This window comes from Bradyrhizobium oligotrophicum, from assembly GCF_051168495.1.
Taxonomy (GTDB): domain Bacteria; phylum Pseudomonadota; class Alphaproteobacteria; order Rhizobiales; family Xanthobacteraceae; genus Bradyrhizobium; species Bradyrhizobium oligotrophicum_A.
In genome coordinates this window covers 1-23,729 of the sequence record NZ_JBNPVB010000001.1, presented here as the reverse complement: position 1 = coordinate 23,729, position 23,729 = coordinate 1, and the positions used below count along the sequence as shown (strand labels likewise).

At 66.9% G+C, this 23,729-nt stretch carries 21 protein-coding genes; 14 read left to right on the top strand and 7 right to left on the bottom strand.

Features of this window, described 5'->3' with window-relative positions; translation table 11 throughout:
• Positions 1 to 192 precede the first annotated feature (192 nt).
• On the top strand, positions 193 to 1,161 hold the full coding sequence (locus tag ACQR1B_RS00105) for a complex I NDUFA9 subunit family protein (protein WP_434832873.1): 969 nt from the start codon (positions 193 to 195) through the stop codon (positions 1,159 to 1,161).
• A 128-nt stretch (positions 1,162 to 1,289) separates the two neighbouring features.
• Here the strand turns inward: ACQR1B_RS00105 and ACQR1B_RS00100 are convergent, their stop codons facing one another.
• The gene (locus ACQR1B_RS00100) at positions 1,290 to 2,096 is read right to left on the bottom strand and encodes an undecaprenyl-diphosphate phosphatase (RefSeq protein WP_434832874.1); all 807 of its coding nucleotides are present in this window, start codon (positions 2,094 to 2,096) and stop codon (positions 1,290 to 1,292) included.
• A gap of 370 nt (positions 2,097 to 2,466) precedes the next feature.
• On the opposite strand from ACQR1B_RS00100, the gene ACQR1B_RS00095 reads away from it, so the two are divergent.
• Positions 2,467 to 3,159, top strand: coding sequence for a glutathione S-transferase family protein (locus ACQR1B_RS00095; RefSeq protein WP_434832875.1), 693 nt, complete (start codon positions 2,467 to 2,469; stop codon positions 3,157 to 3,159).
• A complete protein-coding gene (queG, locus tag ACQR1B_RS00090; RefSeq protein ID WP_434832901.1) occupies positions 3,108 to 4,292 on the top strand; it encodes a tRNA epoxyqueuosine(34) reductase QueG in 1,185 nt (394 codons plus the stop codon). The genes ACQR1B_RS00095 and queG overlap by 52 nt, the downstream gene beginning before the upstream one ends.
• Before the next feature lie 2 nt (positions 4,293 to 4,294).
• Here the strand turns inward: queG and ACQR1B_RS00085 are convergent, their stop codons facing one another.
• Complete coding sequence (locus tag ACQR1B_RS00085; RefSeq protein ID WP_434832876.1) at positions 4,295 to 5,080, bottom strand: alpha/beta hydrolase; 786 nt, start codon at positions 5,078 to 5,080, stop codon at positions 4,295 to 4,297.
• Positions 5,081 to 5,402: 322 nt separating this feature from the next.
• Between ACQR1B_RS00085 and infC the strand changes: the two genes are divergently transcribed.
• From infC to ACQR1B_RS00045, 8 genes are all read left to right on the top strand, one after another.
• Positions 5,403 to 5,942 (top strand): translation initiation factor IF-3, encoded by a 540-nt coding sequence (gene infC / locus ACQR1B_RS00080; protein WP_434832902.1) that lies wholly within the window; start codon positions 5,403 to 5,405, stop codon positions 5,940 to 5,942.
• A gap of 390 nt (positions 5,943 to 6,332) precedes the next feature.
• Positions 6,333 to 6,533: a 50S ribosomal protein L35 gene (gene rpmI, locus ACQR1B_RS00075; RefSeq protein ID WP_008539890.1), complete on the top strand. Its 201-nt coding sequence runs from the start codon at positions 6,333 to 6,335 to the stop codon at positions 6,531 to 6,533.
• Between the two features lie 73 nt (positions 6,534 to 6,606).
• Complete coding sequence (gene rplT, locus ACQR1B_RS00070) at positions 6,607 to 6,966, top strand: 50S ribosomal protein L20 (protein WP_008961614.1); 360 nt, start codon at positions 6,607 to 6,609, stop codon at positions 6,964 to 6,966.
• A 143-nt stretch (positions 6,967 to 7,109) separates the two neighbouring features.
• A complete protein-coding gene (pheS, locus tag ACQR1B_RS00065; protein WP_434832877.1) occupies positions 7,110 to 8,192 on the top strand; it encodes a phenylalanine--tRNA ligase subunit alpha in 1,083 nt (360 codons plus the stop codon).
• Between the two features lie 98 nt (positions 8,193 to 8,290).
• Positions 8,291 to 8,710, top strand: a complete 420-nt coding sequence (locus ACQR1B_RS00060) for an endonuclease domain-containing protein (protein WP_434832878.1) — start codon at positions 8,291 to 8,293, stop codon at positions 8,708 to 8,710.
• Positions 8,711 to 8,728: 18 nt separating this feature from the next.
• Positions 8,729 to 11,137, top strand: coding sequence for a phenylalanine--tRNA ligase subunit beta (pheT, locus tag ACQR1B_RS00055; RefSeq protein ID WP_434832879.1), 2,409 nt, complete (start codon positions 8,729 to 8,731; stop codon positions 11,135 to 11,137).
• Positions 11,134 to 11,910: a sulfite exporter TauE/SafE family protein gene (locus ACQR1B_RS00050; RefSeq protein ID WP_434832880.1), complete on the top strand. Its 777-nt coding sequence runs from the start codon at positions 11,134 to 11,136 to the stop codon at positions 11,908 to 11,910. Before pheT ends, ACQR1B_RS00050 begins: the two co-directional genes overlap by 4 nt.
• A gap of 33 nt (positions 11,911 to 11,943) precedes the next feature.
• Positions 11,944 to 12,888, top strand: a complete 945-nt coding sequence (locus tag ACQR1B_RS00045; RefSeq protein WP_434832881.1) for an MBL fold metallo-hydrolase — start codon at positions 11,944 to 11,946, stop codon at positions 12,886 to 12,888.
• Between the two features lie 454 nt (positions 12,889 to 13,342).
• On the opposite strand, the gene ACQR1B_RS00040 is transcribed toward ACQR1B_RS00045, so the two are convergent.
• Entirely contained in the window at positions 13,343 to 14,749 is a 1,407-nt protein-coding gene (locus ACQR1B_RS00040) for a flavin monoamine oxidase family protein (protein ID WP_434832882.1), read from the bottom strand.
• A gap of 195 nt (positions 14,750 to 14,944) precedes the next feature.
• Here ACQR1B_RS00040 and ACQR1B_RS00035 point away from each other — a divergent pair, with 195 nt between their 5' ends.
• A complete protein-coding gene (locus tag ACQR1B_RS00035; RefSeq protein ID WP_434832883.1) occupies positions 14,945 to 15,922 on the top strand; it encodes a YiiX/YebB-like N1pC/P60 family cysteine hydrolase in 978 nt (325 codons plus the stop codon).
• A 15-nt stretch (positions 15,923 to 15,937) separates the two neighbouring features.
• Here the strand turns inward: ACQR1B_RS00035 and ACQR1B_RS00030 are convergent, their stop codons facing one another.
• Positions 15,938 to 16,213 carry a metal-sensitive transcriptional regulator gene (locus ACQR1B_RS00030; RefSeq protein WP_315716843.1) on the bottom strand — a complete coding sequence of 92 codons (276 nt, stop codon included), beginning with the start codon at positions 16,211 to 16,213 and terminating at the stop codon, positions 15,938 to 15,940.
• A gap of 268 nt (positions 16,214 to 16,481) precedes the next feature.
• Here ACQR1B_RS00030 and ACQR1B_RS00025 point away from each other — a divergent pair, with 268 nt between their 5' ends.
• Entirely contained in the window at positions 16,482 to 18,938 is a 2,457-nt protein-coding gene (locus ACQR1B_RS00025; RefSeq protein ID WP_434832884.1) for a heavy metal translocating P-type ATPase, read from the top strand.
• Positions 18,939 to 19,345: 407 nt separating this feature from the next.
• Positions 19,346 to 20,098 carry a sulfate transporter family protein gene (locus ACQR1B_RS00020; protein ID WP_434832885.1) on the top strand — a complete coding sequence of 251 codons (753 nt, stop codon included), beginning with the start codon at positions 19,346 to 19,348 and terminating at the stop codon, positions 20,096 to 20,098.
• Here ACQR1B_RS00020 and ACQR1B_RS00015 read toward each other — a convergent pair.
• Genes ACQR1B_RS00015 through ACQR1B_RS00005 form a run of 3 tightly spaced genes read right to left on the bottom strand, consistent with a single transcriptional unit; the run spans position 20,036 to position 23,210 of the window.
• Positions 20,036 to 21,655: a DHA2 family efflux MFS transporter permease subunit gene (locus ACQR1B_RS00015; RefSeq protein ID WP_434832886.1), complete on the bottom strand. Its 1,620-nt coding sequence runs from the start codon at positions 21,653 to 21,655 to the stop codon at positions 20,036 to 20,038. The genes ACQR1B_RS00020 and ACQR1B_RS00015 overlap by 63 nt on opposite strands.
• Entirely contained in the window at positions 21,652 to 22,161 is a 510-nt protein-coding gene (locus ACQR1B_RS00010; RefSeq protein ID WP_434832887.1) for an isoprenylcysteine carboxyl methyltransferase family protein, read from the bottom strand. The genes ACQR1B_RS00015 and ACQR1B_RS00010 overlap by 4 nt, the downstream gene beginning before the upstream one ends.
• Positions 22,158 to 23,210: a type III polyketide synthase gene (locus tag ACQR1B_RS00005; protein ID WP_434832888.1), complete on the bottom strand. Its 1,053-nt coding sequence runs from the start codon at positions 23,208 to 23,210 to the stop codon at positions 22,158 to 22,160. The genes ACQR1B_RS00010 and ACQR1B_RS00005 overlap by 4 nt, the downstream gene beginning before the upstream one ends.
• Between the last annotated feature and the right edge of the window lie 519 nt (positions 23,211 to 23,729).

Here is a 23,729-nt window from a genome sequence, read left to right as displayed (position 1 = left end):
GTCAAACCGCTGAAAGCCCTCGATGACAATTTTTCTCACTCGGCACGTAAAAACTCGGCCCACTTTTCCGCGGTGCGGACGTTGGGCTATATAGCGGCGCAAGATGGCGGGCCGCGGGGTTGCGAATCGCCGCTGACAGAGCCCTCTCCTCCGGCGCGGACCGGCCGCCCGGCTATCCCAGGAATGATCCCCATGGCATCGAATCTGGACACCCTCGTCACCGTCTTCGGCGGCTCCGGCTTCGTCGGGCGCAACGTGGTCCGGGCGCTGGCCAAGCGCGACTACCGCATCCGGGTCGCGGTGCGCCGGCCGGAGCTGGCCGGCCATCTGCAGCCGCTCGGCCGGGTCGGCCAGATCCACACCGTGCAGGCCAATCTGCGCTATCCAGACTCGGTCGCGGCGGCGCTGCGCGACAGCCATGTCGCGATCAACCTGGTCGGCATCCTGACCGAGAGCGGCGCGCAGACCTTCGATTCCGTGCAGGCCGAGGGCGCCGCGACGATCGCCAAAGCCGCGGCGGCGGCCGGCGCCCGGCTGGTGCACGTCTCGGCGATCGGCGCCGACGCCGATTCGGCCTCGAGCTACGCCCGCGCCAAGGCCGCCGGCGAGGCCGCCGCGCTCGCCGCCGTGCCCGAGGCCGTGATCATGCGCCCGTCGGTGGTGTTCGGCCCCGAGGACCAGTTCACCAACCGCTTCGCCGGCCTTGCCCGCATCTCGCCGTTCCTGCCGCTGATCGGCGGCGGCGAGACCCGGATGCAGCCGGTCTATGTCGGCGACGTCGCCGCCGCAGTCGCCGATGCGGTCGACGGCAAGGCGCAGCCCGGGGCGACCTATGAGCTCGGCGGACCGGAGGTGCTGAGCTTCCGCGAGATCCTCAAGATCATCCTCGACATCACCGACCGCGACCGCGCGCTGCTGCCGGTGCCGTTCGGGCTGGCGAAGCTCAAGGCCGCGTTCCTGCAATTCGCGCCGGGCCCGCTGAAGCTGACGCCGGACCAGGTCGAGCTGCTGCGTCACGACAACGTCGTGTCCGAGGCCGCGAAGGCGGCCGGCCTGACTTTGCAGGGCCTCGGCATCAATCCGGATTCGCTCGAAGCGGTCGCCCCGCAATATCTCTGGCGCTTCCGTCCGGCCGGACAGTTCCAGCGCAAGAATGCGTGAGGCCTGGATGCTGGTCATCGTCATTGCGAGGAGCGAAGCGACGAAGCAATCCAGAGTCCCGCACACCACACTGGATTGCTTCGCTGACGCTCGCAATGACGGTGGATGGAGCTCTGGGGCTTAACTCATCACTTCCCCAGCGCCAGCGCGATCAGACCGAGCGTGCCGACGATGACGCGCCACCAGGCGAACAGCACGAAGCCGTGGCGGGTGACGTAGCCGAGGAAGGCCTTCACCACGATCATCGCGGTGACGAAGGAGACGACGAAGCCGATCGCGATCAGGCCGAGGTGATCGGACGTCATCTCGGCGCGGCTCTTGTAGAAGTCGTAGACGAAGGCGCCGACCATGGTCGGGATCGCCAGGAAGAAGGAGAACTCCGCGGCCGAACGCTTGTCGCCGCCGAGCAGCATCGCCGCCACGATGGTCGCGCCGGAGCGCGACACGCCGGGGATCATCGCGAGGCACTGCGCGACGCCGATCCACAGATACATCATCAGCGGATAGCGCGTCGCGTCGTGCTCCCGCGGCTTCAAGTCGATCTGGTCGACCCAGAGCAGGATGGCGCCGCCGACGATCAGCGAGAAGCAGACGACCCAGGGATCGAACAGGAGCGCCTTGATGTACTTGCCGGCGATGAGGCCGATGACGACCGCCGGCAGGAACGCGATCAGCACGCCGATGATGAAGCGGCGATCATCGGGATTCGACAGCGCGCCGATGGCGACGCGGGTGAGCTTGAAGAAGTACAGCGCGACGATCGCGAGGATGGCGCCGAGCTGGATCAGGATCGCGAAGCTCTTCCAGAAGCCGTCCTCGCCGAGGCCGAAGAAGCGCTCCGCCAGCAGCAGATGGCCGGTCGACGATACGGGGAGAAACTCGGTGACGCCCTCGATGATGCCGAGAAGCACCGCCCGCAGCGAATCTGACATCATTGATCCGATCCATGATTGCCGGCAAAACGCCGCCCTTCTCGCCTATTCGGCTGCCGCCCGCAATTGCAAAAAGCGCCGGTACCGGCGACGGCGGATGAACGAACCGGCGCGCGATCGGCCATGCGAATCGGAACGACGCGAATCAGGACGAGATGACGAAGGACGGCGGATCCGGCGCACCGACCGCCGGTTTTCGCAACGTGACGTCCCGCATGCCGGCCCGCTGCCCTACTGCTTACACTTTCGGCGACCATGCGCTAATGGTCCGAATCGCAAGGCTGCCCGTGCCGGTATCCGGACCGGGACTCGGTGCGAACCGATGGTTGATCGTTCGTTAAGCGCAGTGGCCGCACGATCGTCGAAAGGCTCCATGTATACGCTCTTCCACCACCCCTTCTGCCCGCATTCGCGCTTCGTCCGCCTGGTGCTCGGCGAATACGGGCTCGATCTGCGCCTCGTGGAGGAACGCGCCTGGGAACGCCGCGAGGCGTTCCTCGTGCTCAATCCGGCGGGAACGACGCCGGTGCTGTCGGTCGAAGGCATGCCAGCGGTGCCCGGCGTCGGCGTCATCGCCGAGTTCATCGACGAGACCTGCGGGCCCGAGATGGGCGACCGCCGGCTGATGCCGGCAACGCCGGCCGAGCGCATCGAGGTGCGCCGCCTGATGGCCTGGTTCAACGACAAGTTCTTCGAGGAGGCCTCCAACCTCCTGGTCACCGAGCGCATCTACAAGCGCTTCATGAACGAGGAGGATGGCGGCGGGCCGCCCTCGACCGACGTGATTCGCGCCGCCAAGACCAATGTGCGCTATCATCTCGCCTATATCGGCTGGCTGGCGCAGCGGCGCAATTTCCTGGCGGGCGACCGCCTGACCTATGCCGACCTCGCCGCCGCCGCACATCTGTCGGCGATCGACTATCTGGGCGACGTGCCATGGATCGAGGACGACGCAGCGAAGGCGTGGTACGCGCGGGTGAAGTCGCGGCCGTCGTTCCGGCCGCTGCTGAGCGACTGGCTGGCCGGCGTGCCGGCGTCGCGGACCTATGTGGATCTCGACTTCTGAGCCGTGACGCGCCCGCGACCGACGGCCTGAAGGCGGCATTGGCCGCCGAGGCGCTGCGGCTCGGCTTCGATTGCCTGGGCGTCACCGCGCCGGTGGTGAACGCCGAGCGCGCCGCCGCCTTCGAGCGCTTCATCGCAGCCGGCCAGCACGGCGACATGGACTGGCTGGCGCGCGAGCCGTCCCGCCGCACCGACCCGAGGACGCTGTGGGCCGAGGTCCGCAGCGTGATCATGCTCGGCGTCAATTACGGCCCCGACGAGGATCCGCGCGCGATCCTCAGCAACCGCAGCCGCGCCGCGATCTCGGTCTATGCCCGCGGCGACGACTATCACGACGTGATCAAGAAGAACCTGAAGACGCTGGCGCGCTGGCTGGTCGCGCAGGCCGGCTGTGACGTGAAGGTGTTCGTCGATACCGCCGCCGTGATGGAGAAGCCGCTGGCCGAATCCGCCGGGCTCGGCTGGCAAGGCAAGCACACCAATCTGGTGTCATCAGGCTTCGGCTCCTGGCTGTTCCTCGGCGCCATCTACACGACGCTCGATTGGCCGGCGGATGCGCCGGAGCGCGATCATTGCGGCTCGTGCCGGGCCTGTCTCGACAGCTGCCCGACGGCGGCGTTCCCGGCCCCGTACCAGCTCGATGCGCGGCGCTGCGTCTCGTATCTGACGATCGAGAACAAGGGGCCGATCCCGCGCGAGTTCCGCAAAGCCATCGGCAACCGCATCTATGGCTGCGACGACTGCCTCGCCGCCTGCCCCTGGAACAAGTTCGCGCAAGAGGGGCGGGACGCGAAGCTCGCGGCGCGCGAGGCGCTGCGCGCGCCATCACTGGCCGAACTCGCGGCGCTCGACGATGCCGCGTTCCGCGCGCTGTTTGCGAAGTCGCCCATCAAGCGCATCGGCCGCGACCGCTTCCTGCGCAACGTGCTGATCGCGATCGGCAACTCCGGCGATGCGGCGCTGGTGCCGGCGGCTGAACGGCTCGCGGCTGACGCACATCCGCTGTTACGGGCGGCGGCCGCCTGGGCGCTGGCGCAGCTGCTCGACGAAGATGCGTTCGCGCGACGGGCCGCGGCGGCGCTGGCCGCCGAGACCGACGCCAGCGTCCGGGCGGAGTGGCGGACACCAGGCTGAGGTCAGCCCATCTCGCCGACCGCGGCCAGGATGCGCGCGATGTCCTGCGGCCGCGACAGCCGGTGGTCGCCGTCCTGGATCATGGTCAGCACCACGTCGTCGGCCGGCAGCCGGTGCGCCAGCGCGAACGCATGCTGCCAGGGCACGTCGGGGTCCTTGGCGCCCTGCAGGATGCGCACGGGGCAGCCGACATTGACGGCACCGCCGAGCAGCAGATGGTTGCGGCCGTCCTCGATCAGCGCCCTGGTGATCGGATAGGGCTCGCCATACTCCGAGGGCCGCATACAGACGCCCCTGGTCTCGATCTCCTGGCGAATCTCCGGCGAAAACCCCTTCCACATCAGCTCCTCGGTGAAATCGGGCGCCGGCGCGATCAGGACCATGCCGGCCAGGGGCGCCTCGGCGGGCTGCTTGAGCAGCTCGCGCGCAAGCAGCAGCGCCATCCAGCCGCCCATCGAGGAGCCGATCACGACCTGCGGCCCCCGGCAGAATTGCCGGTAGACGGCGACGCTCTCCTCCAGCCAGCGGCCGATGGTGCCGTCAACGAAGCACCCGCCGGATTCGCCATGGCCGGAATAGTCGAACCGGACGCAAGCGCGGCCGCGCTCGGCCGCCCAGGCGTCGAGCGCCACCGCCTTGGTGCCCTTCATGTCGGAATTGAAGCCGCCGAGCCAGAACAGGCCGGGCGCCCGGCCCGGGCGCGCCCTGACGGCGATCGGACGCGACGCTTCGCCGGCGCCGATGGCGAGGAAGGTGGGGGAATTGGCGGATTCGACGGCTTGGTTCATGGATCGTTACTCGGTGTCGGACGTTGTGTGGGCGAACCGGCCTTGGCCGTCAATCGGACCGGCCCAGCCGCTTGCGAAAGCGCCCGGCGCAATCTATGTCCGCGGGCGGAACCATGAAGGCCCGAACGCGCGAGGTTGATCGCCATTCCCGGCCAGATGGTCTCTTTGGGGGAAATGCACGATCGCGCCGCATTCCTGCGCCTGAAAGGCAGTGCCGCAATGGCCGGGCAGAAATTCGACGCACCGGGCCTGCGCGACCTTGCCCGCCCAGGCATCTTCCTTCAAACTAGCCGCCTTCTTCCACAACCTTGGAGAACTACCCATTCGCCGCCCCAATCGAGCCCCGCCCGCTGCCGTCAAAGACGGGCCGCGCACCAATGATGAGATTCGCAATGCGCAGATCCAGCTGATCGACGCCGAAGGCACCAACCGTGGTGTCGTCGAAACGGTGGTTGCGATCAGGATGGCGGCCGAGGCCGGCATGGATCTGGTCGAGATTTCGCCGAACAATACACCTCCCGTCTGTAAGATCATGGACTACGGGAAGTACAAATATTCGGCGCAGAAGAAGGCCGCCGAGGCCCGCAAGAAGCAGAAGGTCGTCGAGATCAAGGAGATCAAGCTCCGTCCGATGATCGATGATCACGACTACGACGTGAAGATGCGGGCGATGCAGCGCTTCTTCGAAGAGGGCGACAAGGTCAAGATCACGCTGCGCTATCGCGGCCGCGAAATGGCGCACCAGGAGATCGGCACCAAGCTGCTCGACAAGGTGAAGTCCGACGTGGCGGCGTTCGCCAAGGTCGAGCAGGACGCCAAGTTCGAGGGACGTCAGGTCGTCATGGTTCTGGCGCCGCGCTAGCCGCCGGACACCGACGCACCAACCGGGCCCGCCACGCGTTTGGCGGGCTTTCTCTTTTTTGCGCCCAGGAATGATCACGGAGCCGCCCGGTACCGCTGACGGTCACGGGACGACCTCGGCTGGGCGACAAGAGCTGATCTTGGGGTGATCTTGCGCTGATCCTGGATCGGAATGGCCGATTCCATGGTTCGGCGTTGCCAAGTGCTGTTGTCTCTGGCATAAGCGCGGCCTTCGTCGCCCGGCTGATCAAGGGCTGCCGTGGCGATGTTCCCGTGCGGGTGGGTCCGGGTTTGGACCCGAAACCTGAGCACGACCAACGCTCTAACGAGCAATTTCGCCGGATGGCGCCGCTTTTGCGGGCGGCTTGCCGTTGGCATGAAGGAGAGCCAAATGCCCAAGTTGAAGACCAAATCCGGCGCCAAAAAGCGCTTCAAGGTGACTGCCACCGGCAAAGTGATGCACGCCCAGCGCGGCAAGCGCCACGGCATGATCAAGCGGACGAAGAAGCAGATCCGGCAGCTGCGCGGCACCCGCGTGCTGTTCAAGACCGACGGCGACAACGTCAAGAAATACTTCTTGCCGAACGCCTGACCGGCCTCTCGCTTCCCGAACCCCGCCGCGTCAGCCGCGGCTTCTCCGTCATCTCTGATCAAGGATACCCGTCATGTCTCGCGTCAAACGCGGTGTGACCGCCCACGCCAAGCACAAGAAGGTCTACAAGGCCGCCAAGGGTTTCTACGGCCGCCGCAAGAACACGATCCGCGCCGCCAAGGCTGCGGTCGAGAAGGCCGGCCAATATGCGTTCCGTGACCGCAAGCGCAAGAAGCGCACCTTCCGCGCGCTCTGGATCCAGCGCCTGAACGCCGCCGTGCGTCCGTTCGAACTGACCTACAGCCGATTTATCGACGGACTGTCCAAGTCCGGCATCACCGTCGACCGCAAGGTGCTGTCGGATCTCGCGATCAACGAGCCCGCCGCGTTCCAGGCGATCGTTGAGAAGGCCAAGGCGGCACTCGCCGCCTGATCGCCTCCGCATCGTGAGGACTTCAAAAGCGGCCGACGCTCTCGGCCGCTTTTTGCTGTCCGGCGCCATCGATCCTTTCGCTTGACCCCTGTCGCCCGCGCGGCGACAACCCAGCCGCCTTTTGTCCCGCGGAGATTTTGACCGTGTCCGACCTCGCCTCGCTCGAAACCTCGATCCTCGATCAGATCGCCGCCGCCGGCGACGAAGCCGCGCTCGAAGCGGTCCGCGTCGCCGCCCTCGGCAAGAAGGGCTCGATCTCGGCGCTGCTGGCCACCCTCGGCAAGATGTCGCCGGACGAGCGCAAGACGCAAGGCGCCGCGATCAACCTCGCCAAGGACAAGGTCACGCAGGCGCTGACCGCGCGCCGCGACGTGCTGAAATCAGCCGCGCTCGACGCCCGGCTCGCTTCCGAGACCATCGACGTCACCTTGCCGCTGCAGGATACGCCGGCCGACGCCGGGCGTATCCATCCGCTCAGCCAAGTGATGGACGAGCTCACCACGATCTTCGCCGACATGGGCTTCTCGATCGCGGAGGGCCCGGACGTCGAGACCGACGACTACAACTTCACCAAGCTGAACTTCCCGGAAGGCCATCCGGCGCGCGAGATGCACGACACGTTCTTCTTCAACCCGAAGCCGGACGGCTCGCGCATACTGTTGCGGACCCACACCTCGCCGGTGCAGGTGCGGACGATGCTGAGCCAGAAGCCGCCGATCCGCGTGATCTGCCCGGGCCGCACGTATCGGATCGATTCGGATGCGACCCACACGCCGCAATTCCACCAGGTCGAGGGCCTCGTCATCGACAAGGGCTCGCATCTCGGCCACCTCAAATGGATCCTGCACGAGTTCTGCAAGGCATTCTTCGAAGTCGACCACATCAACATGAAATTCCGGCCGTCGTTCTTCCCGTTCACCGAGCCGTCGCTCGAGGTCGACATCCAGTGCCGCCGCGACAAGGGCGAAATCCGCTTCGGCGAGGGCGAGGACTGGCTGGAGATTCTCGGCTGCGGCATGGTGCATCCGAACGTGCTGCGCGCCTGCGGCATCGATCCCGACGAGTACCAGGGCTTCGCCTGGGGCATGGGCATCGACCGTATCGCGATGCTGAAATACGGCATGAGCGATTTGCGCCAGCTGTTCGAAGGCGACGTCCGCTGGCTGTCGCACTACGGCTTCAAGCCGCTCGAGGTGCCGACCTTGGCCGGGGGATTGAGCGCGTGACGATTGTCGGGCTCGATATCTCGGCCCGGACGGTCGGACTCCCTCTCCCGCTTGCGGGGGAGGGCTGGGGTGGGGGTGTCTCCGCGCAGGAGGTCTCAATGGACGACGAGAAGCCGACCTGGAAAGTCTCCACGAAGCTTCGATCAAACGCCCGTGCGCTCCGCCAGAACTCCACCGACGCCGAGCGCATCCTCTGGTCGGAGCTGCGCGGCCATCGCCTCCTCGGTGCCGGCTTCCGCCGCCAAGTCCCGATCGACCGCTACATCGCCGACTTCGTCTGCCACGCCGCTCATCTCGTCATCGAACTCGACGGCGGCCAGCATTTCTCAAATGAAGCCGAGCAGCGCGATGCCGCGCGCTCGGCTGTGATCGAATCGAAGGGTTTTCAGATCCTGCGCTTCGCCAACAACGACGTGCTGGCCAATCGGGCCGGCGTTCTTGACACCATTGCCGCTGCCGTTGCGGCGAGAGCCCCCACCCTAACCCTCCCCCGCAAGCGGGGGAGGGAACAGACCTGACTTCGCAGGAACACTGTCATGAAATTCACGCTGTCCTGGCTGAAGGACCATCTCGACACCGATGAGCCGGTGGAGAAACTCGCCGACAAGCTCACGATGATCGGGCTCGAGGTCGAGCATCTCGAGGACAAGGCGAAGCTGCTCGCGCCTTACAGAATAGCGCGCGTCGTGTCCGCCGAGCAGCATCCGAATGCGGACCGCCTGCGCGTCTGCATGGTCGACACCGGCGACGGTGGCGCACCGGTGCAGGTGGTGTGCGGCGCGCCGAATGCGCGCGCGGGACTCGTGTCCGTGTTCTCGCCGCCCGGCACCTACATCCCAGGCAAGAACATCACGCTCTCGGTCGGCACCATCAGAGGCGTCGAAAGCCGCGGCATGCTGTGCTCGGCGGCCGAGCTGCAGATTTCCGACGATCACGACGGCATCATGGAGCTGCCGGCGGATGCGCCGATCGGCAAGCCCTACGCGGAATGGGCCGGGCTCGGCGATCCCCTGTTCGAGATCAACCTGACGCCGAACCGGCAGGACTGCACCGGCGTGCACGGCATCGCGCGCGACCTCGCCGCGGCCGACATGGGCAAGCTGAAAGACCCCGGCATCAAGCCGGTGAAGGGCGAACTGCCCTGCCCCGTCAAGGTCACGGTCGAGGACGACAAGCTGTGTCCGGGCTTCGCGCTGCGGCTGGTGCGCGGCGTCAGGAACGGCCCGTCGCCGACATGGCTGCAGCAGCGCCTGACCTCGATCGGCCTGCGTCCGATCAACGCTCTGGTCGACATCACCAACTACATGACGTTCGACCGTGCGCGCCCGCTGCACGTGTTCGACGCGAAGAAGGTGAAGGGCAACCTGGTCGTCCGCCGCGCTCGTGACGGCGAAACCCTGCTGGCGCTGGACGGCCGCACCTACACACTGGACCCGACGATGTGCGTGATCGCCGATGATTCCGGCGTCGAATCGCTGGCCGGCATCATGGGCGGCGAGGCCTCGGGCTGCGACTCGACCACCACCGACGTGCTGATCGAATCGGCGCTGTGGAACGAGATCAACATCGCCCAGACCGGCCGCAAGCTCGGCATCAATTCCGACGCGCGCTATCGCTTCGAGCGCGGTGTCGATCCGGCCTTCATGGTGCCCGGCCTGGAGATGGCGACGAAGCTCGTGCTGGAGCTGTGCGGCGGCACGCCATCCGAGAAGATGGTGGTCGGCAATCCCTATGGCGACGATCGCATCATCGACTTCCCCGTCGGGGAGGTGAAGCGGCTGGCTGGCATCGACGTGCCGCTGCCGGAGATGCGGCGGATTCTCACGCATCTCGGCTTCGTGCTCGCCGGCACCGGCGCCGTGCTGAAGGTCGCGGTGCCGTCCTGGCGCACCGACGTGCATGGCAAGGCCGACCTGGTCGAGGAAGTCGTGCGGATGTACGGCGTCGACAAGGTGCCGATGACGCCGTTCGAGCGCGGCGACGCGCCGCGCAAACCGGTGCTGACGCCGCTTCAGCTGCGCACAAGGCGCGCCAAGCGCGCGCTGGCGGCGCGCGGCATGGTCGAGGCCGTCACCTGGTCGTTCATCTCGAAGCCTGCGGCCGAATTGTTCGGCGGCGGCAAGGCCGAGCTCGCGCTCGCCAACCCGATCGCTGCCGATCTCTCCGACATGCGCCCGAGCCTGCTGCCGGGGCTGATCGCGACCGCGCAGGCCAACGCCGATCGCGGCTTCGGCGATGCGGCGATCTTCGAGGTCGGGCAAATCTTCAAGGGCGATCGTCCGGAGGATCAGTTCGTGGCCGCGGGCGGCATCCGCCGCGGCATCGCGTCGTCGAAGGGTCTCGGCCGCCATTGGACCGGATCGCAGGCGGCGAACGCGTATGATGCGAAGGCCGATGCGCTCGCTGTCCTCGCTGCGGCCGGCGCGCCGATGGCGTCGCTGCAGATCGTCGCCGGGGGACCTGCCTGGATGCATCCGGGACGCTCCGGCACGATCCAGATGGGGCCGCAGAACGTGCTCGGCCATTTCGGCGAGCTACATCCGCGCACGCTGGAGGCGCTGAAGGCCGACGGGCCGCTGATCGCCTTCGAGGTGATCCTGGATCGCATTCCGGCTGCGAAAGCGAAGCCGACGCGCGCCAAGCCGGTGCTGGAGCTCTCGGCATTCCAGCCGGTGTCGCGTGACTTCGCCTTCATCGTCGATCGCAAGGTCAAAGCCGGCGATATCGTTCGCGCCGCGCAGGGCGTCGACAAGAAGCTGATCAGCGACGTCACCGTGTTCGACGTCTACGAGGGCAAGGGCATCGAGGACGGCAAGAAGTCGGTCGCGATCGCGGTGACGCTGCAGCCGCGCGACAAGACGATGACGGACGAGGAGATCGACGCGGTCGCAGCGAAGATCACGGCCGACATCGCCAAGAAGACCGGCGGCACGTTGCGCGGATGAGCCTCTCCGGGCTCACCCCTGCTGATCTCAGCCTGTTCGCGACGGTTGCGCTGGCGGTCACAGCCTTCATCGCAGCGACCGCGCGCGGCTTCTCCGGCTTCGGCGCGGCGCTGATCTTCATGCCGCTGGCGAGCAGTTTTGCGACGCCGCGACTCGTTGCGCCGTTGTTGCTGGTGATCGACTTCGTCGCGATGGCGCCGATGGTGCCGGCCGCCTGGCGCGAGGCCGACCGCAAGGCGACCGCCGTGATCGTCGCGGGCGCGCTTGTGGGCGTGCCCCTGGGCACCTGGTTCCTCACCCGGCTCGACCCCGTCACCGTGCGCTGGATCATCACGGGCTTCGTGATCGCGCTGCTCGCACTGTTGATCTCCGGCTGGCGCTATCGCGGCAAAGAGTACACCGCGCTGTCGGTGGCCGTCGGCGCCGTCTCCGGCTTCTGCAGCGGGCTCGCCCAGACCGGTGGTCCGCCGATCGTCGGCTACTGGCTGGGACGCCCGATCCCGTCGAAGATCGCACGTGCCAATATCGTGCTGTTCTTCGGCGCGTCCGATTTCTTCGCCATGGTGAGCTACGCGACCAGCGGGCTGATCACATGGGACTCGCTCAAGCTCTCGCTGCTGATCGGCCCGGTCTACGCGCTCGGCGTCGCTTTCGGCGCCGCGCTGTACGGGCGCGCCAGCGAGCAGGTGTTCCGCGCGGTCTGCTACGCGCTGATCGCCGTTGCAGTGATCGCTGGCCTGCCGGCCCTCGACGGCGTGCTCGGCCGCGGCTAGCTTCCCCGCAACGAGACCGACCGGGAGGACGCCATGATCGATCGCCGCACAATGCTCTCGCTTGCGCTGGGCACGGCCGGAGCCGTCGCAGCGCCATCGGTGTTTGCGCAAGGCGCGAAGACCGGCACGCGCATCGTTTTCCTCGGCACCAAGGGCGGGCCGCGTGTGGGCGTCGGCGCATCCAATCCGGCCAATCTCGTGGTCGTCAACGGCACGCCGTTCGTGATCGACTGCGGCATGGGCGTCAGCCGCCAGCTCGTCAATGCCGGCGTTCCGATTCCATCGGTGAAATACATCCTGATCGGCCATCACCATTCCGATCACAATCTCGAATATGGCAACCTGTTCTACAACGCCTGGGCCGCGGGGCTGTCGACGCCGATCCATTCATTCGGCCCCAAGGGCCTGGAGGCGATGACGCGCAGCTTCTGGGAGCTCAACAAGTTCGATGTCGACACCCGGATCGACGACGAAGGCCGGCCGGATCCACGGCCGCTGCTGATCGCCAAGGACATCACCGAGGACGGCGTGGTGCTCAAGACGGCCGATGTGACCGTCACCGCCTTCCGGACGCCGCATCCGCCGATCACTGACAACTTCGCCTATAAGTTCGAGACATCGGACGGGGCGATCGTGTTCTCCAGCGACACCGCCTACAATCCGAAGCTCGCCGAGTTCGCCAGAGGTGCCGACGTGCTCGTGCACGAATGTCTCTATGTGCCAGCAGTCGATCGCCTCGTCGCGAGGACGAAGAACGGCGCGACGCTGAGGAAGCATCTGCTCGACAGCCACACCGCGACTAAAGACGTCGGCCGCATCGCCGCGGCCGCAGGCGTGAAGGTGCTGGTGCTCAGCCACTTCGTACCCGGCGACGATCCCGAGGTGACGGACGAGGATTGGACGCGCGACGTCAAGACCAACTATTCAGGCCGCATCGTCGTCGCCAAGGACCTGATGGAGCTGAAGCTGCCGGTGTAGCCGATGATGCCAAGAGCTGCGATCGGCAGTCGCGCGTATCAGCCGTAGCAGACATTGATATCGTCAGCGCTTGATCGTCGGCAGATCCGAGCGTTGTTAGTGAATGCGCCCTCTCCCCTTGTGGGAGAGGGCATGTCGGAAAGCGCGGCAGGCTCGGTTGGGTGAGGGGTATTTCTCCGCGAATCTCACTCGCGGCGAGATACCCCTCACCCAACCGCGTGCGCGGATGGGCCGGAGATGCCCTCTCCCACAAGGGGAGAGGGCGCAGTATCGTACAGAACGCGAAGCTTCCAAACAGTCTGCTGGCAAAGGCGTAGCCGTGCTATCTCCACGGTCGACATCGTAGTCGCGTCGTGCCCACCGTCTTGCTGACGAGTTTGTAGATCGACGGTGGGCACGTTGCCGCCTGACGGCCTGTTTTGCCTACCCTACCGCAGTCGCGATCTCATCCGGCTCAATCCTCCGGTGGCGCCGAGCGCCCCTTGCGGCGGCGGGGTCGCTGCCGTTCGCTCGGCTCCGGCTCGGGATCCTTCAACGCGCCGATGCGGCGCAGCGCGGCTTCTGCGGCACGCTCGCCGGACTCCCAGGCGCCGTCGACGGTGCCCCACAGCGTCTCATGCGTGGCCTCGCCGGCCAGGAACAATGGGCCCAATGGCTCGCCGAGAATCTTGCGGGCGCCCTGGCTGCCGGGCGTTGCGGCCGACATCGCGCCGAGCACGCCCGGCACCTGGTTCCACCGCGTGGCCGCGGACGACTTCACCGCCGCGGCGGCTTCACCACCGAACAGCTTGCCCAGCCACTCCTTCGCGAACGCGACCATGGCGGCTTCACCCTGGGCTGACAATTCGCGACCGAACGTGCCGGCGACGTCGACGGTGCACAGCGACGAGCCGCCGATGTTGGCGAGCAGCAGACCGGTCCGGTTCGAACTGCTCTGCTCGATGATGACCTCGTCGCGCGACAGTCCAAGCGGATTGCCCGCGAGCATCAGCGCGATGCGATCGGTGCTGCCGAGACCGAGCTTGCTCGCTGCGTCGAGCTGCCGCTTGGGCAGCTCCGGCGCGAACTTGATCGCGCCCGAGGTCAGCACGTTGGTGGACACCGTGACAATCACGGCCCGGGCCGCGATGCGCCCCGACGGCGTTTCCACCGCGACGTCGCGGTTGCTCCACACGACGCGCGTCGCCGGCGTCGACAGCGCAATGGGCAACGGTTCGCCGATCTTTGCGAGCAGCGTGCCGAGGCCCTGGCGGCAGGCGAGCGGCGCACTGCGATCCTGCGCGCGGGCCTTGTCCATGGCGGAGAGATCGGGGAGATCCTTGCCGGTTGCGCCGGCACCGAGGACGAAGGCCGTCGTGCCGGTCCAGTCGCCGAGATCCTTCGGCAGCGCCGTAGCGCAGGACGTATCGAGTTTGCCACGCGAGGCCTCGTCGATGGCACGGTTGGCGCGCACCAGCCCCGCCAGGAACTGCTCGGTTTCGCCGGGCCGCGCATTGCGGCGGCCGACGCGAATCTTCTGGCCGACCGGCGCCGCCAGGACGTCCAGGCCGACGCCGCGGGCAAGCCTGCCGACCGGGTTGCTATCGGCATTGAACAGCCAGCGCGCACCGCGATCGAACGGCACGCCAAACGTCGAGCTGTCGGTGATGCAGCGGCCGCCGGTCTGCGACGATGCTTCGAGCAGGAGGACCTTGCGGTTCGCCGCCGCGATGCGGCGCGCCGCGGCGATCCCTGCCGCGCCGGCACCGATCACGACGATGTCGGCTTCGCGGGGAACGGCGGCGTTCGCACCGCGGCCGAGCAGAGGGGCCACGGCCAGCGCCGCGGATGCCGCAACGAAGCTGCGGCGGGTGAACTTCATGTCATGGTTTCCGAAAGCTTTGGACCAAAGGTATTCGAGCCGAATTTGCCGCATCTGCCGGGGTGCGGCAACCATCATGGTGAATCAATCATGTTTGAAGTCGATTCGATCATGAACCGAATTGCAACCGCGATCGACCATCATGCATAAGGAAAAGGATGCGGCCGGATAAGGTCGCTCGGGGAGTGGTCCAACATGGGCGTCGTGCTCGATCAGATCGGCAAGCTGATTGCCGCCTATCTCCAGAAGGAGATACCTGGCTATGAGCCGTTCACGCCGAGCGATCCGGATTACCTTCGCAAGGACGTGCAGCCTGGCGACGTATTGCTGGTCGAAGGCAACAGCCGCATCTCCGGCATCATCAAATACCTCACGCAGTCGACATGGTCGCACGCCGCGCTCTATGTCGGCCCGATCGACGGCGCGGTCGAGCCCGACGGCGAACCGCATGTACTGGTGGAAGCCTATGTCGGAGACGGCGTGATCTCGGCGCCGCTGTCGAAGTACTTCTCCTATCACACCCGCGTGTGCCGGCCGGTCGGCCTGACCTATGAGGACCGGCACACGGTGTGCCGCTACGCCATCAACCGCATCGGCTTCGGCTACGACACCAAGAACATCGTCGACCTGATGCGCTTCCTGTTTCCGATGCCCATCCCGCAGCGCTGGCGGCGGCGGATGATCGCGCTGGGATCGGGCGATCCGACCAAAATGATCTGCTCGGCGCTGATCGCGCAGGCGTTCGATGCCGTGCGTTATCCGATCCTGCCGAAGATCACGCGGGCGCCGTCACGCCGCGCCAAGCGTGAGATCCTGCACATCCGCGATTCCTCGCTGTACATGCCGCGCGACTTCGACATCTCGCCCTACTTCGAGATCGTCAAGCCGACCATCGTCAACGGATTCGACTACACGACCCTGCATTGGGCCGACAAGCAGAAGCCGCTCGCGGAGGTAGCGGGCGAATTCGCCGTGTTTCCAGGATCCGTCTTTGCGCCGCCGCTCGTTCCTGAAGCGGCTGACGAAGAGGCGCCGCGGCCGGTTGCGGCTGAGGAAGTGACGATCGAAAAAGTCGGCGAGCGTCTCGTCGTCAACGAGCATTATCTGGTCGCCGAGCCGGTGCGAAAGGTCGCGCCGCGCGTGGCTGCACGACGGCGCATAGCGGCGGTCTGATCGGGCGAAAACCGCTCAGCGATCCGACCGGCCGATCACGTCCATCAGCTCCGCGATCTTCTGCCGCTGATCGGCCTTGTCGCCGGAGGCGATCGCGTGCTCGACGCAATGCGCGACATGATCGCGCAGGATCTCCTCCTCGACCCGGCGCAAGGCGGCCCGCACCGCGGAGATCTGCGTCACGATGTCGATGCAGTAGCGGTTGTCCTCGACCATCTTGGACAGGCCCCTGACCTGCCCTTCGATCCGGCTCAAACGTTTCTGACAGGATGTCTTGATGTCCTCGCGCATGGGCTCTATATACCCCTACAGGGTATAGGTTTCAAGAGGCTGGGCAATGTCGGAAACCGAACACGGGCAGGGTGTCGCAACGGCTCAATCCAGGGGATGCGGCTGCGGATCGCACGCCGGAACGGTCGAAACACGACAGAGCGGGACACCTGCCGAGGCTCCTTGCAGCGATCATGCCGGGACGGCTTCCGAGAGCGACGCCGCCTGCTGCGGCGGTCACGATCACGCGCCGCCCGCACTCGCCAATGTCAAAGATCCGGTCTGCGGCATGTCGGTCGATCCGGCGACGTCGAAGCATCGCTTCGAGCATCAGGGAGAGATGTTCCATTTCTGTTGCGCGGGTTGCCGAAGCAAATTTGCCGCCGATCCCGCGACGTATCTGGCGCCCGCGGATGCGTGCTGTAGCGGCCATGATCATCACGCGCACCATCATGACGAGACGAAGGTCATCGATCCCGTCTGCGGCATGAGCGTCGATCCGGCGACCTCGAAGCACCGCTTCGAGCATCAGGGACAGACCTTCCACTTCTGCTCGGCCGGCTGCCGCACCAAGTTCGCGGCCGCTCCCGACAAATATCTTGGCGAGCGAGCGCCGCCGCCGGAGATGCCGGCCGGCACCATCTACACCTGCCCGATGCATCCGGAGATCCGGCAGGAAGGTCCGGGCACCTGCCCGATCTGCGGCATGGCGCTGGAGCCTGACGTCATCAGCCTCGACGATGCGCCCAATCCCGAGCTCGCCGACATGAGCCGGCGGTTCTGGATCGGCGCGGTGCTCGCCGCACCTGTCGTCGTGCTGGAGATGGGCGGGCACCTCGTCGGCGGTCACGGCCTGGTCGAACCCGTCCTGTCGAACTGGATCCAGTTCGCGCTGGCGACGCCGGTCGTGCTCTGGGCCGGCTGGCCGTTCTTCGTGCGCGGCTGGCAGTCGATCCAGACCCGCAATCTCAACATGTTCACCCTGATCGCGATGGGCACGAGCGTCGCCTATGTCTACAGCGTGATCGCGACGCTGGCGCCGCAGGCGTTTCCATCGGCATTCCGCGGCCATGGCGGCGCGGTCGCGGTGTATTTCGAAGCGGCGGCCGTCATTACCATTCTCGTGCTGCTCGGCCAGGTGCTGGAACTGCGCGCGCGCGAGGCGACGTCGGGCGCGATCAAGGCGCTGCTGCGGCTGGCGCCGAAGACGGCGCGGCGGCTCGATGCCGAGGGCAACGACCAGGAGGTGGAGATCGATCAGCTCGCCGTCGGCGACCGGCTGCGCGTGCGTCCCGGCGACAAGGTGCCGGTCGACGGCGTCATCCTCGAAGGCCGGTCGTCGCTGGATGAATCGTTGGTGACGGGCGAGTCGATGCCCGTCAGCAAGGACGAGGGTGAGCGCGTCATCGCGGGCACGTTGAACCAGACCGGCAGCTTCGTGATGCGCGCCGACAAGGTCGGGCGCGAGACGCTGCTATCGCAGATCGTGCAGATGGTGGCCGACGCGCAGCGCTCGCGCGCGCCGATCCAGCGTCTCGCCGACCAGGTCGCCGGCTGGTTCGTGCCGACGGTGATCGCGGCTGCGATCACCGCGTTCATCGCGTGGTACGCGTTCGGTCCCGAGCCACGCTTTGCCTTCGGCCTGGTCGCCGCCGTGAGCGTGCTGATCATCGCCTGTCCCTGCGCGCTCGGGCTCGCGACCCCGATGTCGATCATGGTCGGCGTCGGCCGCGGCGCGCAGGCGGGCGTGCTGATCAAGAGCGCCGAGGCGCTGGAGCGGATGGAGAAGGTCGACACGCTGGTCGTCGACAAGACCGGCACGTTGACGGAGGGCAAGCCGAAGGTCACGTCCATCGTCACCGCTGAGGGCATCGACGAGACCGAGGCGCTGCGGCTCGCCGCGAGCGTCGAGCGCGCCAGCGAGCATCCGCTGGCCGCGGCCATCGTCCATCACGCCGGCGAGCGCAAGATCAAACTGGCGGACGTCAAGAATTTCGACGCGCCGACCGGCAAGGGCGCGCGCGGCGAGGTCGACGGCAAGGTGATCGTGTTGGGCAACGCAACCTATCTCGCCTCGCTCGGCATCATCACCGATACGCTCGGCGTCGAGAGCAAGAAGCTACGCAGCGAGGGCGCGACCGTGATCACGATGGCGGTCGACGGCAAGCCGGCGGCACTGTTCGCGATTGCCGATCCGATCAAGGCCTCGACGCCGGAGGCGCTGAAGGCGCTCGCGGCCGACGGCATCAAGGTGATCATGCTGACCGGCGACAACCGCACCACGGCCACGGCGGTCGCGCGAAAAATCGGCATCGCCGAGGTCGAGGCCGAGGTGCTGCCGGAGCAGAAGAGCGCCGTGGTCGCGCGGCTGCGCGCCAGCGGCAAGGTGGTGGCGATGGCCGGCGACGGCGTCAACGATGCGCCGGCGCTCGCCGCGGCCGATGTCGGCATCGCCATGGGCACCGGCACCGATGTCGCGATGGAGAGCGCCGGCATCACGCTGCTGCAGGGCGATCTCGGCGGCATCGCACGGGCGCGCAAACTGTCGGCGGCGGTGATGCGCAACATCCGCCAGAACCTGTTCTTCGCCTTCATCTACAATGCCGCCGGCATCCCGATCGCCGCCGGCGTTCTCTATCCGATGTTCGGCATCCTGTTGTCGCCGATCATCGCGGCGGCCGCGATGTCGCTGTCGTCGGTGAGCGTTGTGGGCAATGCGTTGCGATTGCGGGGGACGAACTTGTGAGGCGCGGCAGTTGGGGCCTCATGGTTCGAGACGCGCCGCCATGCAGACCGCTCGCTACGGACCGACCGGAGACGCGGCGCTCCTCACCATGAGGTTCAAAAGCCGAGGCGCTGCACACTGGACCATGAATACGCCGACAGGCGTGTTCATGGAGAGGGTCAGCGCCGGAGCGACCGCTTTACACTCACACTAAGAGATTTTGCCGGCGCATGTTCATCATGAGGCGAGGCGCCCTTCTGATTCGATTGTCGTCCTTCTCGCGCCGCTTCCACCCCTCACCCTGAGGAGCGCGCCGCTTGGCGCGCGTCTCGAAGGGCGAGGCCCGGATGCGGGCCATCAGACGGGCTTGCCGAAGCCCGCCGGCATGTCTACCTCTTTCGCGTGTCTGGCAGAGAGGTTCCACCGCCATGATCGACGCCGCCATCAAGGCGATTTCGCAGATTTTGTCGCCGCCGATGCGCACGATCCTGTGGCGCTCGATCGGGCTGGCGCTGGTGCTGGTCACGGTGCTGGCGATCGGGCTGCAGCGGCTGCTGACGTGGCTCGCGACCGCCGGCGAGGGCTGGGCCGAGGCGATGCTCGGGCCGAACTTTCACGGTGCCCTCGAAGTGCTGTCCTGGATCATCTCGATCGCCGCCGGCTTCGGCGTCGTGTTCGGCGGCATCATGCTGATGCCGGCGATCACCTCGCTGATCGCGAGCCTCTTTGTTGACGACGTCGCCGATCTGGTCGAGCGCGAACACTATCCGGCCGAGCGTCCCGGGCAGGCCCTTCCCGTCGGCATCGCGCTGATCGAGGGCGTGAAGGCGGCCGCCCTCACCATCCTGATCTATCTGGTCGCCCTGCCCTTCGTGCTGCTGGCCGGCGCCGGCTTCGTGATCTTCTTCATCGCCACCGCCTGGCTGCTCGGCCGTGAATATTTCGAGATGGCCGCGATGCGCTTCCGCTCCCCCGCGGAGGCCAAGGCGATGCGGCGCGACAACGCGGTCACCGTGTTCATCGCCGGGCTGTTCATCGCCGCCTTCGTCAGCATCCCGATCGTGAACCTGGCGACGCCATTGTTCGGCATGGCCTTCATGGTCCATCTGCACAAGCGGCTATCGGGGGCGCGGCCCGAGCTGATCGAGCCGTCGCCGGAGCGCCGGTTGCGCGGCCTCTAGCGCCATGATCTGCGGCGACACGCGCTCGGCCCGGCTGCGCGCGAACGGAATCAGGATGAAGCCGAGCAGCGCCACGCCGGCGAGCAGCGACCACGCCTCGTTGACGCACAGCGCCAGCGAGGCCTTCTCGACCAGCGGCCGTACATAGGCGATCGCAGCTTCCTCCGAGACGCCGCGCGGGCGGTTGCGCAGCAGCTCCGGCGCGAGCCCGATCGCCTTGGCGGTGGCGGTGTCGCCGGCCAGCAGCCGATCGCGGAACGCCTGGGCATGCAGGGTGACGCGGCCGTAGATGATGGTGTCGATCAGCGCGATACCGATTGCGCCGCCGAGATTGCGCATCAGGTTGAACAGCCCGCTGGCATCGGCGACCTCGGCCGGCGGCAGATCGCCGAGCGCGATCCGCGTCGGCGGCAACAGGCAGAACATGATGCCTGTGCCGCGCACCACCTGCGGCCAGAACATCTCCTGATAGTCCGCGGTCGGCGGCTGGAACGCGCTGGCGGCGAGACCCACGCTGAACAGCGCGAAGCCGAACGCGGTGAGCACGCGCGCATCCACCTTGCCGTCGAGCGCGGTCACGACCGGCGCCGCGACCAGTTGCGCGACGCCGGTCACCAGCATGATCTTGCCGATCTCGAACGCATCATGGCCGCGCGCGAAGGCGAGGAACACCGGCATCAGATAGACCGAGCCGAACAGGCCGATGCCGAGGCAGAAGCTTGACAGGCAGCCGAGCGTGAACGAGCGCCGCCGGAAGCTGCCGAGCCGCAGGATCGGATGCTCCGACACCAGCAGGCGCTGGATCAGCAAGGTCAGGCATGACGCGCTCAGCACCAGAAGCGCAATGCAGTTCGACGACAGCCAGCCGCCCTTCGGTGCCTCCTTCAGCCCGAGCTCGAGGCTCGCCAGGGACACCGCGAGCAGCATCAGCGCAAAGAGATCGAGCTTGTCGAGTTCCAGCAAATCCGTGCGCTGCTTCGGCAGCAGGCCCGGCGTGGCCAGCGCGGCGATGATGCCGGGCACGATGTTGATCAGGAACAGCCACGGCCACGACCAGGTGTCGGTGATGAAGCCGCCGACCACCGGGCCGACCGTCGGCGCGAGCACCGCGACCACGCCACCGATGGTGGTCGCGACCGCATGCAGCCGCGCCGGAAACAGCAGGAACACCGCGGAGAACACGACGGGGATCAGCAGTCCGCCGAAAAAGCCCTGCAGCACACGGAACGCCAGCAGCATGTGAAAGCTGCCGCTCAGCGCGCAGCCGAGCGACGCCGCCGTGAACACGCTGACGGCGCCCGCAAACAGCCAGCGCAGGCTGAACACGCGCGTCAGCAGGCCGGTCAGCGGAATGGCGATGATCTCGGCGATCAGGTACGCCGTCTGGATCCAGCTCATCGCGTCCGGCGTGATGCCGAGCGCCTCCTGGATGGTCGGCAGCGAGGTCGCCACGACTTGGATGTCCAGGATGGCCATGAACATGCCGACGCACATCAGGACGAAGCCGAGCCAAATGGTGACGGCTGGCGTGTCCTGCGGCGCGGCCGGTGCGCTCATGCGGTCTGGCCGCCTTTGATACCCTGGGAGAGCGCCTCGGATTCGGCGCGGATGCGGATGAACAGCACCGCCGCATTCAGGCCGGAGAAGATCAGCGCGATCAGCGGCAGATGCAGCGCCAGCGGCAGCAGCGCGATCTCAGCCGTCACGACGAGATAGTTCGGATGCGAGATGTAGCGGTACGGTCCGTCGGTCACGAGCGGTGCACCGGGCAGGATGATGATACGCGTGGTCCAGCGCGGCCCGAGCGTCGCCAGCACCCACCAGCGCAGCCCCTGCAGCGCCACGAACGCGCTCAGCAGCCACGGATCGACCGCCTCGTCGAAGCCGAGCAGCCACAGCGACACCAGCCAGGCCGCATGCATCGAGATCATCAGCGGATAATGATCCGCGCCGACCTCGACCGCGCCCATCGCGCGCAGCCGCCGGGTGTTGTGGCGGGCGAGCACGAGCTCGCCGAGCCGCTGCATGGTGACGAGGGCGAGGACGAAGGCGGCGAAGGTCATGCGGCGTGCCTCAATGAAACGCAAGCAGCGGTGAAACCGGGGCCGAGCGCCGTCAGCACCGAGCGCGGCGGCAGCCCTTGCGCGCGGGCGCGCTCCAGCACGAACAACACGGTCGGCGCGGACATATTGCCGTAGTCGGCGATGATCTCACGCTCGTGATCCAGCGTGCCCTGATCCAGCGACAGCGCCCGCTCCAGCGCCGTGATCACCTTGGCGCCGCCGGGATGGCAGACGAAGCGGTCGACGTCGCCTGCCGACAGCTTCATGTTGCCGAGGATCTCGTTGACCGCCGGTCCCATGTTGTCGGTGACGAAATCCGGGATCGTGCGCTGGAAGATCACGCCGAACCCTTCGGGATCGACGCTCCATCCCATGATGTCGAGCGTATCCGGCCACAGCTTCTCACCGGTCGCCTCGACGCAGGTCGCGCCGCCGTCGCCGGCGCGCAGGATCGCGGCTGCGGCGCCGTCGCCGAACAGGCTGAGCGCGACGATGTTGGCCTTGCTCAGCTCGTCATGGCGCACCGCCAGCGTGCACAGTTCGAAGGTCACGAGCAGCACGTTGGTGCCGGGCCGCGCCTGCGCCAGCCTTGCTGCGATCGACAGGCCGGAGACGCCGCCGGCACAGCCGAGCCCGAACACCGGCACGCGCGAGACGTCGGAGCGAAAGCCCATGCGGCCGGCGACGCGGGCCTCCAGGGTCGGGGTCGCGATGCCGGTCGAGCTGACGGTGACGATGGTGTCGATCTCGGCAGCCGTCATATCGGCCTGCGCCAGCGCCTTGTGAGTTGCATCGATGAACAGCGCCTCGGCGCCTTCGAGATAGGCTTCGGTGCGCTCGGGCCAGCCGCGCCGCTCCATGTACCATTCGATCGGCTTGACCCCGTAGCGCTGGCGGATGCCGGTGTTGGCGAACAGGCTCGCCATCGTGTCGAACTGCGGAAAGCGCGGCGCCAGCACCACGCGCGCGGCCTCCATCACCTCGTTCTGCCGGAACTGATGAGGTGGCACCGAGGTCGCGAGCGACACGAGTGCGGCGGCGTTGTCCATGCGGCTGATCCTTCCACCTCCCGGCGTGGAAAGACGTCCGCGAACGCGGGATTAAGTCACGCGCCACTCACGTCGGCCGGAATTGCGGTGTCATCTTATGTCGAAGCCGGGCGGCGATGTGGCCCGGCCATGGTCAGACCGCGGCGCGCGACGCAAAAGTGATGGTCGATCGGGGTCTCCCTCAACGTCGGAGATGGTGTCCCGCAGGCCCCTCTGCGATTGCGGGGAAACGCATCATGCTCTCATCGCCAAAATCCCGATGACGACGAAGATGGCCGCCGCGATCGCAGTCTCACCCTCCCCTGGAGGGGGAGGGTCGCTCGCACGCGAAGCGGGCGAGCGGGGTGGGGTGAAGCCGCGGACACCGGTGCGTAGGGAGAGATCACCCCACCCCGGGTCACATGCGCTTCGCGCATCTGACCCGACCCTCCCCCTCCAGGGGAGGGCTATCGCATTTGACGATCGACGTGTTGCACCCGTCTCCCTCCACGTCGTCATGGCCGGGCTCCGTCCCGGCCA

What these genes read in the sequence shown, in the direction of transcription:
- ACQR1B_RS00005 (WP_434832888.1), bottom strand. Translation starts at nt 23,210, where the DNA reads ATGGACAACGCCGCCGCACTCGTGTCGCTCGCGACCTCGGTGCCACCT.
- ACQR1B_RS00095 (WP_434832875.1), top strand. Translation starts at nt 2,467, where the DNA reads ATGTATACGCTCTTCCACCACCCCTTCTGCCCGCATTCGCGCTTCGTC.
- rplT (WP_008961614.1), top strand. Translation starts at nt 6,607, where the DNA reads ATGTCTCGCGTCAAACGCGGTGTGACCGCCCACGCCAAGCACAAGAAG.
- ACQR1B_RS00040 (WP_434832882.1), bottom strand. Translation starts at nt 14,749, where the DNA reads ATGAAGTTCACCCGCCGCAGCTTCGTTGCGGCATCCGCGGCGCTGGCC.
- ACQR1B_RS00105 (WP_434832873.1), top strand. Translation starts at nt 193, where the DNA reads ATGGCATCGAATCTGGACACCCTCGTCACCGTCTTCGGCGGCTCCGGC.
- ACQR1B_RS00060 (WP_434832878.1), top strand. Translation starts at nt 8,291, where the DNA reads ATGGACGACGAGAAGCCGACCTGGAAAGTCTCCACGAAGCTTCGATCA.
- ACQR1B_RS00010 (WP_434832887.1), bottom strand. Translation starts at nt 22,161, where the DNA reads ATGACCTTCGCCGCCTTCGTCCTCGCCCTCGTCACCATGCAGCGGCTC.
- ACQR1B_RS00020 (WP_434832885.1), top strand. Translation starts at nt 19,346, where the DNA reads ATGATCGACGCCGCCATCAAGGCGATTTCGCAGATTTTGTCGCCGCCG.
- pheT (WP_434832879.1), top strand. Translation starts at nt 8,729, where the DNA reads ATGAAATTCACGCTGTCCTGGCTGAAGGACCATCTCGACACCGATGAG.
- ACQR1B_RS00100 (WP_434832874.1), bottom strand. Translation starts at nt 2,096, where the DNA reads ATGATGTCAGATTCGCTGCGGGCGGTGCTTCTCGGCATCATCGAGGGC.
- ACQR1B_RS00015 (WP_434832886.1), bottom strand. Translation starts at nt 21,655, where the DNA reads ATGAGCGCACCGGCCGCGCCGCAGGACACGCCAGCCGTCACCATTTGG.
- ACQR1B_RS00035 (WP_434832883.1), top strand. Translation starts at nt 14,945, where the DNA reads ATGGGCGTCGTGCTCGATCAGATCGGCAAGCTGATTGCCGCCTATCTC.
- ACQR1B_RS00030 (WP_315716843.1), bottom strand. Translation starts at nt 16,213, where the DNA reads ATGCGCGAGGACATCAAGACATCCTGTCAGAAACGTTTGAGCCGGATC.
- ACQR1B_RS00025 (WP_434832884.1), top strand. Translation starts at nt 16,482, where the DNA reads ATGTCGGTCGATCCGGCGACGTCGAAGCATCGCTTCGAGCATCAGGGA.
- ACQR1B_RS00045 (WP_434832881.1), top strand. Translation starts at nt 11,944, where the DNA reads ATGATCGATCGCCGCACAATGCTCTCGCTTGCGCTGGGCACGGCCGGA.
- ACQR1B_RS00050 (WP_434832880.1), top strand. Translation starts at nt 11,134, where the DNA reads ATGAGCCTCTCCGGGCTCACCCCTGCTGATCTCAGCCTGTTCGCGACG.
- ACQR1B_RS00085 (WP_434832876.1), bottom strand. Translation starts at nt 5,080, where the DNA reads ATGAACCAAGCCGTCGAATCCGCCAATTCCCCCACCTTCCTCGCCATC.
- rpmI (WP_008539890.1), top strand. Translation starts at nt 6,333, where the DNA reads ATGCCCAAGTTGAAGACCAAATCCGGCGCCAAAAAGCGCTTCAAGGTG.